Source organism: Olivibacter jilunii (assembly GCF_900607235.1).
Classification (GTDB): Bacteria; Bacteroidota; Bacteroidia; order Sphingobacteriales; family Sphingobacteriaceae; genus Olivibacter; species Olivibacter oleidegradans.
The window spans coordinates 1,074,235-1,089,420 of record NZ_LR027849.1 but is presented as its reverse complement, the minus strand read 5'-3'; the positions used below and the strand labels follow the sequence as shown (position 1 = coordinate 1,089,420).

Annotated in this window: 14 protein-coding genes; 3 read left to right on the top strand and 11 right to left on the bottom strand. The window is 37.9% G+C overall.

Annotation, left to right across the window (positions count from 1 at the left end):
* Positions 1 to 42 precede the first annotated feature (42 nt).
* Complete coding sequence (locus tag E0E36_RS10700; RefSeq protein WP_013667017.1) at positions 43 to 582, top strand: pyridoxamine 5'-phosphate oxidase family protein; 540 nt, start codon at positions 43 to 45, stop codon at positions 580 to 582.
* A gap of 35 nt (positions 583 to 617) precedes the next feature.
* Here the strand turns inward: E0E36_RS10700 and E0E36_RS10695 are convergent, their stop codons facing one another.
* From E0E36_RS10695 to E0E36_RS10675, 5 genes are all read right to left on the bottom strand, one after another.
* Complete coding sequence (locus E0E36_RS10695) at positions 618 to 1,274, bottom strand: hypothetical protein (protein WP_013667018.1); 657 nt, start codon at positions 1,272 to 1,274, stop codon at positions 618 to 620.
* On the bottom strand, positions 1,271 to 2,104 hold the full coding sequence (locus E0E36_RS10690) for an ABC transporter permease (RefSeq protein WP_130855926.1): 834 nt from the start codon (positions 2,102 to 2,104) through the stop codon (positions 1,271 to 1,273). Before E0E36_RS10690 ends, E0E36_RS10695 begins: the two co-directional genes overlap by 4 nt.
* A complete protein-coding gene (locus E0E36_RS10685; RefSeq protein ID WP_130855925.1) occupies positions 2,101 to 2,952 on the bottom strand; it encodes an ABC transporter ATP-binding protein in 852 nt (283 codons plus the stop codon). Before E0E36_RS10685 ends, E0E36_RS10690 begins: the two co-directional genes overlap by 4 nt.
* Positions 2,927 to 3,508: a hypothetical protein gene (locus E0E36_RS10680; protein ID WP_130855924.1), complete on the bottom strand. Its 582-nt coding sequence runs from the start codon at positions 3,506 to 3,508 to the stop codon at positions 2,927 to 2,929. The genes E0E36_RS10685 and E0E36_RS10680 overlap by 26 nt, the downstream gene beginning before the upstream one ends.
* A 227-nt stretch (positions 3,509 to 3,735) precedes the next feature.
* Entirely contained in the window at positions 3,736 to 4,929 is a 1,194-nt protein-coding gene (locus tag E0E36_RS10675; RefSeq protein ID WP_130855923.1) for an anhydro-N-acetylmuramic acid kinase, read from the bottom strand.
* 190 nt (positions 4,930 to 5,119) lie between these two features.
* Between E0E36_RS10675 and E0E36_RS10670 the strand changes: the two genes are divergently transcribed.
* Both E0E36_RS10670 and E0E36_RS10665 read left to right on the top strand, forming a co-directional pair.
* Positions 5,120 to 7,390 carry a S41 family peptidase gene (locus E0E36_RS10670; protein WP_130855922.1) on the top strand — a complete coding sequence of 757 codons (2,271 nt, stop codon included), beginning with the start codon at positions 5,120 to 5,122 and terminating at the stop codon, positions 7,388 to 7,390.
* A gap of 112 nt (positions 7,391 to 7,502) precedes the next feature.
* Positions 7,503 to 10,028: a family 20 glycosylhydrolase gene (locus tag E0E36_RS10665; RefSeq protein WP_130855921.1), complete on the top strand. Its 2,526-nt coding sequence runs from the start codon at positions 7,503 to 7,505 to the stop codon at positions 10,026 to 10,028.
* Between the two features lie 77 nt (positions 10,029 to 10,105).
* Here E0E36_RS10665 and E0E36_RS10660 read toward each other — a convergent pair whose 3' ends face one another.
* The 6 genes from E0E36_RS10660 to E0E36_RS10635 all read right to left on the bottom strand — a co-directional run bounded on the left by E0E36_RS10660 (position 10,106) and on the right by E0E36_RS10635 (position 15,172).
* Positions 10,106 to 10,891: a DUF4261 domain-containing protein gene (locus E0E36_RS10660; RefSeq protein ID WP_242627180.1), complete on the bottom strand. Its 786-nt coding sequence runs from the start codon at positions 10,889 to 10,891 to the stop codon at positions 10,106 to 10,108.
* Positions 10,892 to 11,163: 272 nt separating this feature from the next.
* A complete protein-coding gene (locus E0E36_RS10655) occupies positions 11,164 to 11,664 on the bottom strand; it encodes a hypothetical protein (protein ID WP_130855920.1) in 501 nt (166 codons plus the stop codon).
* Positions 11,665 to 11,690: 26 nt separating this feature from the next.
* Positions 11,691 to 12,341, bottom strand: a complete 651-nt coding sequence (locus E0E36_RS10650) for an MgtC/SapB family protein (RefSeq protein WP_013667027.1) — start codon at positions 12,339 to 12,341, stop codon at positions 11,691 to 11,693.
* 32 nt (positions 12,342 to 12,373) lie between these two features.
* Positions 12,374 to 13,054 carry a DUF2490 domain-containing protein gene (locus tag E0E36_RS10645; RefSeq protein ID WP_130855919.1) on the bottom strand — a complete coding sequence of 227 codons (681 nt, stop codon included), beginning with the start codon at positions 13,052 to 13,054 and terminating at the stop codon, positions 12,374 to 12,376.
* Between the two features lie 13 nt (positions 13,055 to 13,067).
* On the bottom strand, positions 13,068 to 13,694 hold the full coding sequence (locus E0E36_RS10640) for a hypothetical protein (RefSeq protein WP_130855918.1): 627 nt from the start codon (positions 13,692 to 13,694) through the stop codon (positions 13,068 to 13,070).
* 29 nt (positions 13,695 to 13,723) lie between these two features.
* Positions 13,724 to 15,172, bottom strand: coding sequence for an amino acid permease (locus E0E36_RS10635; RefSeq protein ID WP_130855917.1), 1,449 nt, complete (start codon positions 15,170 to 15,172; stop codon positions 13,724 to 13,726).
* Positions 15,173 to 15,186 lie beyond the last annotated feature (14 nt).

Genomic DNA, 15,186 nt, shown 5'->3' with positions numbered 1-15,186 from the left:
CCTTGTGAAGATTTATTCGTTACTCTAAAAAAGCAATAAGTTATGGATAGTATCAATAAGCAACAAGAAGAAAGTAATAAAAAAGATTTACACGGAAAAGAGGCTATTGAAAAGGTTAAAGAGCTGGTAAATATAGCCGAGGCTTGTTTTTTTTGCACAGACTTGAATAAAGTAGGCGTTCCTTTATCTATTAGGCCGATGGCGGTGCAAAAAGTTGATGATGATGGAAACCTTTGGTTCTTAAGTGCAAGCGATAGTCATAAAAATGAAGAGGTTCAAAGAGATCCTTTCGTACATTTACTTTTTCAAGGCTCAAAATATGCCGACTTTTTGAATATTTATGGTTTAGCTTCCATTGTTAACGACAGAGAGAAAATTAATGAACTTTGGAATCCCTTACTGAAAACCTGGTTTACGGAAGGAAAAGACGACCCGCGAATAACGGTTATCAAAGTTGAGCCTACAGAAGCGTATTATTGGGATAATAAACATGGTAATGCTGTGGCATTTGTGAAGCAGTCAGTCGGCTCAATTCTAGGTAAAACGCTGGACGACTCGATTGAAGGAAAGTTGGATCTTTAGAACAAAAGAGCGATGGGTTCCAAACAGAGGAGAAGTCAATGTTGTTTAATGCGGTAATCCTTTATTTGCATTTTTATTTTTCCTGTTTTGGTTTCCATCGCTCTCATTTTCTTTCGATCGATTTTTGTGTCCTTTCCCATAAAGTTAAACGGTATTTTGAGTCGTTCGATAGCAAACGTTGTTTCGACATAATTAGGAAGTATATCTTTATTACTGGCGTAGCTCATTAATAGTATATAAGAACCGTCTTTCCGTGTATTTATTTCTGATTCCACGATACGTTTCGCTTGAACATCCATATATAGCGTAGCCATTGCTAAATCGGAGCGTTTGTCGGTGGGAATCACATTAACTACTTTCAAAAGCAAACCCTTTCTTTTCTCCGTACCCCGGTCGACGGTTATAAACGGATATTTAAAAATCTCCGACATTGAAAAATCCAACCCACGCTTTGGTAGCATAACGAAATCCGTTGAGGAAAATCCCATCTTTTCCCCTTTCGAATAAGTTATTTTTGCAGATTTAGTGGGCATACGAATGAATGGTACATCTAAATCAAAGATCACGGTTGCAGAGAATTGTTGAACGGCATCCATCCTCTTTTTTATGGTCAGCAGATCTGTGTCTATTTCTTGGCCAAAAATAGGTTTGACTAACCATAAGAAAAACAATACAAAAATAACGCGAATCATCCGATATCTTTTTTATTAAAAATGTATGTGCCGATTAAGACCATTAACAAACTGTACAATATGAGCAAAAAGTTGTTGCCAATAATACGTGTCCAGTCAAGTTCATATACAAAAAGCTGTTGCCATGTATCTATCAGTTTTGGAAAAAACAAATTATTGAAACTTGCATTGCCAAAGTCTACCTTTAAAAGTAGATTTGTAATAACAAGAAATAGTGCAGATACAAGCCATGTCTTTGAAGAATCCTTTATCAGGATAGCAAGGGTCATGCTTGTAACATTGTAGAAAATCATAGCAATTGCACCTGAAATAAATGAAAAGCATATTCGTCTAAAAGCATCTCCCGATTCGAAAAAATTTAAGGTGTTAATATAAACGATTAAATCTCCTTTACCGAAAATTGCATAAGCAAAGGCGAAAGTCGTTAACATCATAAAAGTAATCACAAGGATTGTAAACAAGATAGCCATTGCATATTTGACTAAAATGAACTGCTTTTTTCTAACTGCCTGCAACATAACAGACTGCAGTGTTCCGTCTTTATATTCATCAGTAAGAAAACCAGACGTAATTATCATGAGAATTAATGGCACATTGAACCAAAGTGAATTAAGAACGATGTACATAATGAGGTTACCGTTCAGTAATGAACCCTCAAAATAAAATGATTGCTTTAATGACTCTAGAAGCAAATCCAAGACCGTGCTTCCCTGATAGTACGCGATGAGCAGAATCAGCAATTCTATTAATATAATGGCTCCCAAAGCATAATAGGTTTTGCTTTGCTTCACAATTTTCAACAATTCGGCACTGAAAAGTGATTTCATCATAGAGTTCCCTTTATTAATTGTTCCAGGGTTAAATCCGGAATACAAGCTGTGACTTGTACTCCTTCACTTAACAATTCGTTCAACAAACCGGTAATTTCCCCGCTATTGCAAACTACTTTCACTTCATTAACGCCAAAGACGGTCTGATACTTCCTAAGTACTTCGGAAGATTCGATATTATTTGCTAATATTGAATAGCTATAAATGTATTTACTGATTAAATGTTTTGTAGTACCTGAATTTACAATTTTCCCATTGTCCATTATATATAACGAGTGACAACACCTACTTAACTCACTCGTGAGATGAGAAGATAAAAGAATGGCAATTTTTTCATATTGGGCTAACGATAGAATAAGGTCAATAAGAGATGCCACACCGAAAGGGTCTAGCCCGGAAAAAGGTTCGTCCAAAATCAAACAGCCCGGATTGTTTACCAGCGCAATAGCAATGCCTAGCCGCTGTTTCATTCCTAGGGAAAAATTACCTACAGGATCTTTTCGATCTGTAGGTAGGCCTACTTTTAAAAGGTAATCCCGAATGCTGTCGGGATCAGCTTTGGCACCTTGTATGCCGGCAAATATTTTCAAATTATCATAGGCGTTCAGATAGTTATATAAGCCAGGTCTCTCAATGATGGCACCAATAGATTTGGATCGAGGTGATTGAAGAATTATTTCACCGCTATCAGCCCTGATCAAACCGGTTAATATTTTAAAAAGTGTAGTTTTCCCGGCACCATTACGTCCCAACAACCCGCAAATCTCCCCTGGGGCAACCTGTATACTGACATTATCTAGTGCAATTTTTGAGCGATAAGATTTAGACAGATTCTTTCCTATAAGCATTATAGACCATGTTTTTATTCAATGTATTACCTAAGTCGCGGAAGTTGAAACGCGGTTCATAATACTTCTCCATAAATGTACGCGACCAGAAATATCTTTTAAACAGGAAGAACGGATCACGTACCATAAACTGAGGTATGAAATGAAACCACTTAATTCCTATTTTATTATAATAAACCTCTACCTGGTTCCGAAGACCTAATTCAGCAGCAGCAACAAGTACTGCATTTCGCTGACATTTGGAGCCGCTGTAGTGTCTGGCTAATTTAGGGGTAAAACCGTGTACATAGAGATGGTCTTTTATTCTTTTGTAATTTTGAAATCTCGACCAAGCGTCCATAATAACTAAAAAAACATGGCTAAAAGCAAATAAAAGGCACCCCAACCAAAATAACGTTTGAATAATACCTCCCTCTATATAAGCACTTTTCAATTTTAACCAATAGAAATACGATTCAAGTAGAAAAAGAAAAACTGAGCAATGTAACAAAACGCCGACATTCCAATAAGAAAGCAGCCAGCTAGGCTGTTTAGGTAACGAATTCTGATTTAACATGTTACATTAATTAAACTCTTCACAAATCTTTAGCTGGGATCAAACTATAAGCACTACGCATTGCAGCATATGACAGGGGCATCAAAATTACACAAACTCCTTTACTTCTGCTTTTAGTTAAGTTTTTCAAACATAGATAAATTTGCTTTTTTTCACAAGCATTCACTTTTTTTGTGTTCAAGTTGTTTCTGTAAAACCATGTATACCCAGATTAAAGCTCCTGTGGATCAATACGGAAAACTAACTTTCCCCATAGATACAGCGGGTAAACCACCCATCTGTTCAAAATGGGTCTGCCTCCCTGCAACGGCTTCGTTAGCCAATAATGCAAACAGGACGGCCTCTTTTGCATCGGGATTAATTCCCAGCTCTTTCGTCGTTCTTGCTTTTTTGTTTAAGAGTCGCTCAATTTGATCTACCAACAAAGGGTTGTACATACCGCCCCCACTAAGGTATAACGTATAGTTCTCGCCTTTTTTTATGGATGAAATGATTGCCTGTGCAATACCTTCTGCCGAAAACTGTACAAGCGTTGCCATGATATCATAATCATTCAAACCTTGCTGCTCTGAACGTTCAATTGCCCGATTTAAATAAGCCAAACTAAAAAGCTCTGGCCCCGTGGTTTTCGGAAAAGGGGCTCTAAAAAAGTCGTTGTCCAATAAAGCTTTCAAAAGGCCTTCATTGATCTTTCCGGCAGAAGCTATCGTCGCGTCTTTATCATAATATCTTCCAGGAAATTTAAGCTGAATATATTGATCCATTAATGTATTACCGGGGCCTACATCCGTCGAAAAGCCGCTTTCCGAAAAGTTGGCTGGTAAGTAAGTGAAGTTTGCGATCCCCCCTATATTAAGCATAATTCTATTCTCTTTCGGGTGAGAGAAGATCAAATAATCCCCATACACAGCTAATGGGGCACCTTCCCCACCACCTGCAATATGTTTTTGTCGAAAATCACTAATGGTGATAATACCGGTATTTACTGCTAAATGATCTGCATCGCCTATTTGGAGCGTGGCGTTGCCATACTTTTGATTTCCATGCATATGCTTCGGTGCGTGAAAAATAGTTTGACCATGGCTGGCAATAATATCAATGTCGTCAGCTTCAAGCTGCCATTCTTTTAAACAAGCAGAGACGAGCGAAGCATAATAGCGGCCGATATAAGCGTTTAACAAGGTGATTTTCTCTAAGTCGACCATCTTCTTTGCAAACACTGATTTTAAGTCTTCTTTAAAAGCAGTGTCATAATCCTTTGTTACAAAATGCAACACCTTCACCTGAGTTTCCGGTCCGTAACCTTTGAATTGACACAACGCAATATCGAGCCCATCAAAGGAAGTTCCTGACATAAGGCCAATAATATTTCGTTCTTCTTTAGCCGCTATTTTATAGAGTTTCTCGATATTTTTATTCATAAAGCCATAGAAACTGATCCAAGGAAACGAATATAGAATTTTCGTGATAAATTTTGCAAGTAACCGGAAGAAAGACAAAGCATCACGTCGAAATGTTATAAAATGTTAATTCTGCTCCGCTTTTTTGTATTAGTTATCAATAGGTTATAAACTTGTCATAAAATCACCTTACTGCTAAAAATGAGGAACCATGAATAGGTTGTTAATCCTTTTTATCCTTTGTTTCCAACTTCACCCACTTGCTTATGCGCAACCAAGTAAACAGCAAAAACGAAATTTGATGGCTTTCAGCAAATTGTTTGGATATGTTAGGTATTTTTATCCGGCCGACGAACTGCAAAACGATTCTTGTTGGAATGCAATAGCCATATACGGAATACAGCGTATGCTCACGGTAAAGAACGACAAGGAATTAATAGCGGAACTGCGTGCTTTATTTTGCCCACTTGTGCCCCAAGCTAAAATTGATTTCTCAGACAAAATCGATAGCTTTACGTTAACAGATACGGTCAATAATTGTAAAGATCGATTAGTTTATTGGCAGCATCAGGGCTTCGGCCTAAATTCAAACATGTCCGTCCCTTTTAGAAGTATACGGGTAAACAGTAAAATAGAATACGACCAAAACAAAAGCCCCTTAAGTTACTTTTCGGTTACAAAAGTACTTCAATTGGAGAAATACAAAGGGAAGCCTTTTGTATTCACCTTGGATATTACAGCTAAACCGACGTCGGACAATTATAAAGACAATTTATTTGCAGGCCCTTGTTTATCGTCGGAAGACCTAGAGGAACTAAATACAGAACGAAAAGCAATTGCTGAAGTGAAAGAAAGTTTCATATTTCGTGGAACGATCGACAGAAACTTACCCCTTATACAATTTGGATGTTACATTGATCCATCCGTCGAAAATGTACAAATAAATAGTCCGCAACTATTTATACATAATTCCGACAACAAGTTAATTCCTATAGATCTCGATTTAGCAGAATTAATTGATTTTTCAGGGGATTTAAATATTGAACGTACGAAATATGCGTTTATGATAGGAAAAGTACGTCATGAGCCGCTCTTTAATAGGGAAATTAAGGCAGGTGAAGTAATAAGGAAGGAGCTAGTGTCTGATATCAGTGTCCTTATTCCGCTTTCATTATATAGTAATGGTATACATACCTACCCGGTTGTTGACAGCGCTACGCTTGACCGATTTCAAAAGAAGGCAAGCGTAAAGTTCTTAGGTCAGGATGAAAAAGCAATTGAAACACGACTAGCTTGTCTTATTCAAGCATGGAACGTACTCAAGCATTCCTTCCCTTACTGGAAAGAAGCTTCTGCTGCTCCCGATTCAATATTTGAACGATCGCTCGAAAAAGCATTTTTTGATGTTGATAAACAGGATTTCTTAAGCACCCTTCAATTATTAACCGTCCCCTTAAACGACGGGCAAATGTATGTGGACCTTTATAATGAAACAAAAGATGATGCAACAGCCAGTGTACCACTACTTGCGACATCCATAGACAACAGGATTTTCGTTAAAATGGTGATGGATCAGGATCTTTCAAAACGCGTGCAAATAGGCGATGAAATTATGAATATAAACGGACGATCCGCAATGGAGTATCTTAGAGAAAAAGAAGATTTAATATCTGGATCTCAACAGTGGAAACGATCAAAAGGATTAACAATATTATTCAACGGCCCGAAACACAGTTCGTTAAAAATGAAACTACGAACGGCGGAAGGTGAGAAAAGGATTCAAATTCCAAGAAGTGAAATGTCGAGAGCGCCTCAAAACAATTCTGTCTCATTGTATCAAAGAGCAACAGGGTGGATTAATAAAGCATTATATTATGTTGATCTTACTTCTGATAAGTTTGGAACAAACCCTTATATTCTGCAAGAAATGGATGAGGCAAAGGCGATCATTTTCGATATGAGGGGCTATCCTCCTGCAACGATTTCTTCAGCTCAAATGCTTAATCAAATTCAGGAACAGCTTACTACTTCAGAAATTATAGGTCATCGCATTTATGTTCCACAAATTCTCTATCCAGACTATCAGAATGTGCACTATAAAGTACTGACGCATTTAATTCATCCGGCGCAAAAAAGGTGGAAAGCAAAAGCATACTTTCTAACGGATGCTAATGCAATAAGTGTGTCGGAAACCTATCTTAGCGTAATAAAGGATCATAAACTCGGAACTATTATTGGTCAAGCTACCGCGGGTGCAGATGGAGCTGTTAATATTTTGCTCTTGCCCCATGGTTATAGGTTACGCTTTTCAGGAACGTTGGTAAAAACGAATACAGGTAGTAAACATTATTTAGTAGGAGTCATACCTGATATAGAGGTGAAACCTACGCTTGAGGCGCTAAAAGAAAGACGTGACGAAATACTGGAACGAGCAATAGAACTTGCTGAACAGGACATTCAATCGGCTGCAATAGGTAAGTGAATAACGTACGTATCCGTAATATCATCGATACCAGGTGAAAACAGATGAAAATCGATTAATAATATCTTATTATTGAAGATTAATCCGATATTTAAACACAAAAAGCTAACATATGAAGATTAATCATCAATTCCTTTGGCTTTGGTTAATTCTTTTTTTCGCTTGCTCGAATAGCAAAAGTATAACAGAAGAAAGTAAACCCTTAAAGCTAAAATGGAAAATACTTGAAAGCTCCTCTGCAAAACTCACAGAAAGTGAATCAGCTTTCACCATTATTAATACGGGTAAGCGTTCATTAAAACAGGGGAATTGGAAACTCTTTTTTAATATGGGCTCTTTACGATTGAGTGATAGCGATACCAATCACGTTGAAATAGCGCACATCAATGGTGATGTCTTTTCAATTGCTCCCGATTCCACTTTCCCGGAGATTAGACCCGGTGATTCGATCGTTATGCAAGTGCTTTCACGTAAGATCCGCAATATTACAGATTTTCCAAATGGTTTTTATGCAGTATTTAATCCTGATTCCACCAAGGGAGTTAGTTTGTCTTTAGCATTGGACACACCAAAATATATTAAAAAGCAGGAAATAGCACTGAATGCCAAAATCTATGAAGAAAATACCAAGATTGTATCCGTAGACAGCATGTCGATTCCGCCTGTGTTTCCGACTCCGGAAAGTTATTACCGAAAACCGGGAAGCTTTACGTTTAATGAAGAGTTGAAAATTTATGCTGACTCTAGCATATTAGGGGAAGCAGAGCATTTAGTAGAACTATGTAAATTGCTGAATTGTAACGCGATATTAACTAATAGCCGTAACCAAGCGACGATACGGTTTGAAAAGAAGGCGCTCAACACGCCGGAAGCTTACGAACTTACCATAACACCTCATGACATTAGCATCTATTCGGGCGATCCTAGGGGAGCGTTTTATGCTATACAGTCCATTAAGACGCTTATAGCACCGGAATATTATAAGGGTACGCAAAAAAATATTAGCTTACCTTGTGTTAGTATAATAGATCGACCAAGATTTAAACATCGGGCTTTCCAGTTGGATGTTGGACGGAACTTTCAACCGAAAGAGCAAATTTTTAAGCTTTTAGATTTAATGGCCCTGTATAAGTTGAACGTTTTTCATTTTCACTTAGTTGAGGATGAAGGCTGGCGCTTAGAAATTCCCGGCCTACCCGAACTCACAGAAGTCGGCGCGTTCAGAGGCCACACCTTAAACGAATTGGATCACCTTCTTCCCTCCTATGGCTCCGGTCCTTTTAAAACGAACACAGCAGGGAGCGGATATTACAGCCGAAAGGATTATATAGATATCTTACGATATGCTAAGTCTAGACACATCCGCGTAATACCTGAGATAGAGACACCCGGACACGCGCGGGCAGCTATTAAAGCGATGAAAGCCCGTTATGAACATTTTAAAGCACAAGGTAAGGAAGAAGAGGGACGAAAATACCTGCTGCATGACTTGGAAGATCATTCAGATTATCGTTCGGTTCAAGGGTTCAATGATAATGTGATAAATGTTGCTCTGCCATCAACCTATACATTCTTGGAAAAAGTAAGCGATGAGTTGATCAATATGCACAAAGAGGCTGGAATGCCTCTTCAGACCATCCATTTCGGCGGAGATGAGGTGCCTTCCGGGGTTTGGGAGCAATCTCCTGCCGTTAGAAAGTTGATGGCCAACGATCCGACAATAAAATCGGTAGACGATTTATGGTATTATTATTTCAATAAGTTGCAGAGGTTCTTGTCAACTAAAGCATTGTACCTCTCTGCTTGGGAAGAAGCCGGGTTGCGTAAGGTAGCAGACGGGAAGGGAAAGAAAAAGATGATTGTGGAACAGCGTTTCGCCAAAAATAACTTTCATTTAGATGTTTGGAATAATTTAGCCGGGAATGAAGACCTTGCTTATAAACTGGCCAATGCAGGCTACCAAGTTGTGCTTACAAATGTTACCAACATGTATCTTGATTTGGCTTATAACCCTAGCTTTTACGAAATCGGGCAATATTGGGGTGGCTATGTTGATCTGGAGAAACCTTTTCGATTCATTCCGTACAACTATTATAAAAATCAGGTAGAAGACGAAAAAGGAAGAGCTCTTCCCGCTAACCACTTTGTAAAAATGGAACGGCTAACAAAATTCGGCAAGGATAATATTGTCGGAATTCAGGCGCCATTATGGAGCGAAAAAATAGTCAATAAAGATCGTTTGGAATATCTGCTGTTACCGAAATTGTTAGGTTTAGCTGAGCGGGCTTGGGCACCCGATCCTAGTTGGGCCGTTGATGTTGAGCCGAAGAAAGCGGAAACCTCGTATTTATACGCTTGGTCAGTGTTTCTTAATACCGTTGGCAAAAGGGAATTGCCTCGTCTAGACTTTTACAAAGGAGGCTTTTTGTATAGAATTCCGACACCTGGGTTAAAAAAGATTGAAAACACAGTGTATGCCAATGTTCAGCTTCCAGGTTTAATTATTCGCTATACAACAGACGGTACGGAACCTAATGAAAAAAGTAAGGTATATTCAAAACCCGTTTCCTTTCAAAAAGGGCTCAAATTTAGAGCGTTTAATGTATTGGGAAGAGGGGGGAGAACGGTTTCATGGTAACTGAGAATAGACGCTACCTTGGTTATATGTAGGGAAACAATAACTGGTTGGTTTTATTTTAGCGTAATAAAGAATCTTTAATAAGAAATTTTAAGTGTGGTGCCATGAACAAATTTGCCTTTAGATTTGCTTATAGTAAACTTCTCATTCCAAGACAAGCCAACCATCTCGCCGCTTTTCAAATGTACGTTAGAAACCAAGACATAATGTACAATATTATACATAAGCGCATTTAATTCTTCAAATGTCTTTTCGGAATTTATAATCTCCATTTCTTGCTTTCCAAAATCAGACAAACCATAGGTATAGATGGATTGCTTTGTTCCAAGCTGTCTGAGGCCAAAATAAATCCAATTGTACAGTGGCAGGCGGTCTTCTGAGGCACCAATAGCATTATTTAAATAAAAGTCCTTTTCTAGTAAAAGTGTTCTTCCTCCCATATAAAAACCTAAAGAGTTGCTGCTTTTTAAGATAGCACATACAACTTTACTGAACAATAGATTTTCCTTTAAAGCGTTTTTTCCCGCATTTATAAGCGATATAATAATATGACCGTTATGTTCTGCTGTTTCTTCTATGGCGTTCGGCCAGTAATAATTGTACCTGGCAATCTCATTCACCTCATCATCCGGAATATTGCCACAAATGGGTGCAATAACTATTTGATAATCCGCAATCGTTAATACCATCATTTCCTCTCCTCGCTCATGCTCTACCATTTTGGTCTTAAATTCACTTTGAAGTAACCATAGCACCTCATCAAGTACCATTGTCGCTTCTTTTAATAATACAATTCCTAAAATAATAGCCGATGTTGAACTTTCTATTCGCTTTTCTCTATTTAAAAAACTTAAAATCCCCATAAGAATGCAATCAAAAAGAAATCCAGTGAACTCTCAGCGGCGGTTGTTCGGAGAATGTGTGCTCCTAAACCGTTACTATCGAACTCAAGCAGAAATGAACATCTTCCTTAGATCGTAAGAAATAAGACGTTCGAGATGTTAATTGGTATTTACAGATTTCTTTATTTGGTTTTGTTAATGATTTGTTTAGTTGACGTTGCTAATATAAATTATATACACATTATTTCACAATAATATATGAATATTTGAGAAATAAGATAGAGGAAGTGCATCTATTTTTCTTTCAAGTGCATATCGATTTTCATGATGAGATCATCGAGCCAATTTTTGTAATCCGACAGATATATGAGTTCAAAATTGATGTAATGTACCCAAAGGAGTTCTGTATATTTGAAGCCTAACAAATTGGATACTTTTTCAAAAATGGTTTTAGGTAAACCGCCAGCGACTAATCGGGTTAATTCTTCAGCCAGAACATTCTGAACGTTCTTATAACAGGAGATAACAGTATCGGGAAAGGCTAAGTCGAAACGAATATAGCGTCGCATGATTAAATCGTAAGCTATTGCATGGCGCCCTTTTTCGAAAAGAACCGCTAACTGTTTATAGGGAATGGTGTCTTGCGAGGCGTATATTGTATGAGGTGGTCGAAGTCTAAATAAGGTCTCATGTAAAGTGCCACCACCGTGAGCGGTCACTTGGATAAGTCCCTCCGGCACTCCCAGCTTTGATAGAAACTGAACCGACTCCTCCTTGTTTAAAATGGTGCTCATTAGGTTTACTATGTAATGGTTAATGGTTAGCTAAAGGCTCGTACATAAGGCAATTGAATTATTTCTTCATCCAAATACCTTAATTTTTTGTCACTTCCTTGTACCTCTAATATAGCAAATAATCTTTCATTTTGCTTACGCAACGAAATTCTTGTATACTTTATGTGCCTTTCCTCTAAAAAATGCTCAACATAATGAAGATGCCGAAGATCGCCATCACAAAAGTCAATATTCAGCAACTTACGATTATGGTACATTCCAATTAGATTTTCAATTTTGGTAAACAAGGACAAAACTACAATAGTAACCAACGTAAGCGCCAGAGCTAAAGCGTGGTAACCGATTCCAGCCGCCATACCTATTCCCGCCGCCGTCCAAATAACCGCCGCAGTAGTGAGGCCCAGTACCGATAGTCGATCTTTAAATATAACACCCGCGCCTATAAAGCCAATACCTGTAATAATATTTGCAGAAATACGATCATCACTTCCGGTACCATATTTTGAAACGATCGTGAAAATTGTTGAACCGAGGCAAATTAATACAATGGTTCTAAAACCGGCTGATTTATTGTTGTATTCGCGTTCGAGTCCGATGATACTACCACAAATGATCGAAACGAGAAAGCTCATCATATCGTTAGGTTCAAGTAACCATTCAATTTCAGTTGTTTTCATACTTGCTTTAAACAACCAAGATGTCGAATAGTTTAAAAGCTATGAAACCACCCCAAATTGAGCCAACATTGGTGTTCCGTATTTTTTGCTATTATATCTTCAGCTCTATAATCGAAACCGGTCTCGAATTTCATTTTATCAGATAAATTATATCCAAGCGAGGCAAGCAGTCTAATCTCTACATCCAGTTCTTTTTTCGCATAGGTTGGAAGATATTCGTTGTTAATTTTTAAGTAAAACTCTTTAGGATCTATCTCTAAACCTTCTAATGGCTTTTCAAAACTTAGTCGGTACCGGATTCTGAACGACCATTCATTATCGGTTATGGTTTGGTCACTTCGAAAACGATGGGCAAGTCGAAAGCCTATTTTATTTTGAACATGAGCATATTGTTGAATGAAACGATGGACTAACTTTCCTTCTTCAATTCGAAGGAGATACCCCACACCCACTCCGTCTAAAGGGCTTAGCTTTCTGTTTAATATTGTTTCAAAATCGCTTCTTTCAAAATGAAATCCTTTTTGTGCAGTAAGGTTTGAAGGACCATCTTTTAACAGTTGTCGTATCTCTACTTTTGAATTTAGCTCATATCGGTCACCTAAGCTAAATTCATTATTAATTTGAGGAATAACCCCTAATTGGTAGCGATCCTGCCCACGTAAAGATGAAATGCAAAATAAAAAGAAATACCCGAACAGGAAATGGTTCTTCATTTGTGTTTTATAATCAGAATATGAGATGATTTACGGCACGTTCTACAATTTTAGACAATTTAATTACCTCACCTTGTTTATTAACAAGAATTTCGTAAAAGCTATTGATCTTATCTTCGCTGCTTTTCGCTTTTATAATAAGTTCATAATTTATTATGAGTTCTTCTGTAGTTTCCCTGGTTTGATTACCAACGATTCGCTGAAGTTGAGCAGAAGAGCCTTTCAATTGTACTTGTGTTTTGACAATTCTATAATGTTGAAAGTTAGTTTGTAAGTGGGTTTCAATTTGCTTCCTGGCTATGTCTTCAACCTCTTCAAACTTAATGCCTATCTCGATATCCTGTAAATTCCCTAATGTGTCGAATTCTACACTGTGTCGCTGTCCCTTCCATTTAAGTTTTGCTTCTAACGTAAAACCGCTTAGACCTTCTTCTCTATACCATTTTGCCTTTGCATTCAAATAAGTAGCTTTAATAAAGGATTTTGCTTTTTCAGGCACATGTTCCGCCGCTATCCTGTATTCTCTTTCTAATTTCTCTTGCGCTTCGATAGGCTGTGACAAGATAGAAAAAGCAAGAATAAATAATATTCTTAATCTGCGTGCAATCCCTTTATTTTCTATGCAATATATTAGGGTCATCGATCTATAATTGCTTTAGGTTAAAACACCTAAAATCTGTCGGTGGTTTTTTGTTTATTTCTTTTTACGGCCAAATAACTCACATATAATAGTATTAACCAGATGGGAATCAGTTCAACGGGCGTTTTCATACCCGTAAGCCACATGATAACGAGCACACCAATTAGGAACAATAGGCAGATATAATTTGTAAAAGGATATAGGAACGTTGGGAATTTTGATTTTAGCTGCTCAACATTTTTTGCTTTACGAAAAAACAAGTGGGTAATACTTATCATAATCCAATTGATAATCAACGACGACACCACTAAAGACATAAGAATCCCCAATGCTTGCTCGGGCATTAGTTTATTAATAACAATGCAAATAGCAGCAAAGATAGCCGAAACTAAAATAGCCATTATCGGGACGTGGTTTCTGTTCAGCTTCGACAAAAATCGGGGTGCATTGCCTTGCTTCGCCAATCCGAACAGCATTCTGCTATTGCTATAAACGCTACTGTTGTAAACAGATAATGCTGCAGTGAGTACAATAATATTTAACACATTGGCTATAATGCTTGTAAAAGAGAACGTTTTACCTAAGACTGTAAATTCAAAACCCTTTAAAGTGTCAAAAACAGCAACAAAGGGACTGCTACCGGTCGTAATTTCTCGCCATGGAGACAAGGAAAATAAAATCAGTAAGGCACCGACATAAAAAATTAGAATACGGTAAATTACTTGATTGGTTGCCTTTGGGATGTTTTTTTCGGGGTTCTCTGCCTCTGCTGCTGTAATACCAATTAATTCCAGGCCTCCGAAAGAAAACATAATCAAAGCCATAGCCGTAAGTAAACCTTGGTAATTCCCTCCTTCATCGATACTAAACAGACCTTTTGGAAAGAAACCATCATCATTCCATAAATTACGAATACTTGCTTCTTCTCCGCCCTTCCCGGTAATTAGGAGATAGGTGCCAAAAAGGATCATCGCAATAATGGCAATCACCTTAACAATTGAGAACCAAAACTCAGCTTCTCCGTATATTTTCACAGAGGCTAGATTAATGGCATTTATGACGAGGAAAAAAAACAAACTGGATGCCCAAAGTGGGATTTCAGGCCACCAAAATTGTACATAAATGCCTATGGCGGTCAGCTCCGACATGCTCACCAAGATATACAAGATCCAGTAATTCCATCCCGATGCATAACCTGGAAAGGCTCCCCAGTACTTATACGCAAAATGACTGAAGCTTCCTGATACCGGTTCTTCAACCACCATCTCTCCCAATTGCCGCATAATTAGAAAGGCGATGAAACCTGCTATTGCATAACCGAAGACAACGGCAGGACCTGCCATAACGGCTGCCGGTCCAATTCCCAAAAATAAGCCGGTACCGATGGCGCCGCCTAAAGCAATAAGCTGTATATGTCTATTTAATAATCCCCGTTTAAGTTCTTGCTGATTTGACGTGTTTTCGTGAAGATTTTCCAAAATCTATTAGTTTT

What these genes read in the sequence shown, in the direction of transcription:
- E0E36_RS10700 (WP_013667017.1), top strand. Translation starts at nt 43, where the DNA reads ATGGATAGTATCAATAAGCAACAAGAAGAAAGTAATAAAAAAGATTTA.
- E0E36_RS10695 (WP_013667018.1), bottom strand. Translation starts at nt 1,274, where the DNA reads ATGATTCGCGTTATTTTTGTATTGTTTTTCTTATGGTTAGTCAAACCT.
- E0E36_RS10690 (WP_130855926.1), bottom strand. Translation starts at nt 2,104, where the DNA reads ATGATGAAATCACTTTTCAGTGCCGAATTGTTGAAAATTGTGAAGCAA.
- E0E36_RS10685 (WP_130855925.1), bottom strand. Translation starts at nt 2,952, where the DNA reads ATGCTTATAGGAAAGAATCTGTCTAAATCTTATCGCTCAAAAATTGCA.
- E0E36_RS10680 (WP_130855924.1), bottom strand. Translation starts at nt 3,508, where the DNA reads ATGTTAAATCAGAATTCGTTACCTAAACAGCCTAGCTGGCTGCTTTCT.
- E0E36_RS10675 (WP_130855923.1), bottom strand. Translation starts at nt 4,929, where the DNA reads ATGAATAAAAATATCGAGAAACTCTATAAAATAGCGGCTAAAGAAGAA.
- E0E36_RS10670 (WP_130855922.1), top strand. Translation starts at nt 5,120, where the DNA reads ATGAATAGGTTGTTAATCCTTTTTATCCTTTGTTTCCAACTTCACCCA.
- E0E36_RS10665 (WP_130855921.1), top strand. Translation starts at nt 7,503, where the DNA reads ATGAAGATTAATCATCAATTCCTTTGGCTTTGGTTAATTCTTTTTTTC.
- E0E36_RS10660 (WP_242627180.1), bottom strand. Translation starts at nt 10,891, where the DNA reads ATGGGGATTTTAAGTTTTTTAAATAGAGAAAAGCGAATAGAAAGTTCA.
- E0E36_RS10655 (WP_130855920.1), bottom strand. Translation starts at nt 11,664, where the DNA reads ATGAGCACCATTTTAAACAAGGAGGAGTCGGTTCAGTTTCTATCAAAG.
- E0E36_RS10650 (WP_013667027.1), bottom strand. Translation starts at nt 12,341, where the DNA reads ATGAAAACAACTGAAATTGAATGGTTACTTGAACCTAACGATATGATG.
- E0E36_RS10645 (WP_130855919.1), bottom strand. Translation starts at nt 13,054, where the DNA reads ATGAAGAACCATTTCCTGTTCGGGTATTTCTTTTTATTTTGCATTTCA.
- E0E36_RS10640 (WP_130855918.1), bottom strand. Translation starts at nt 13,694, where the DNA reads ATGACCCTAATATATTGCATAGAAAATAAAGGGATTGCACGCAGATTA.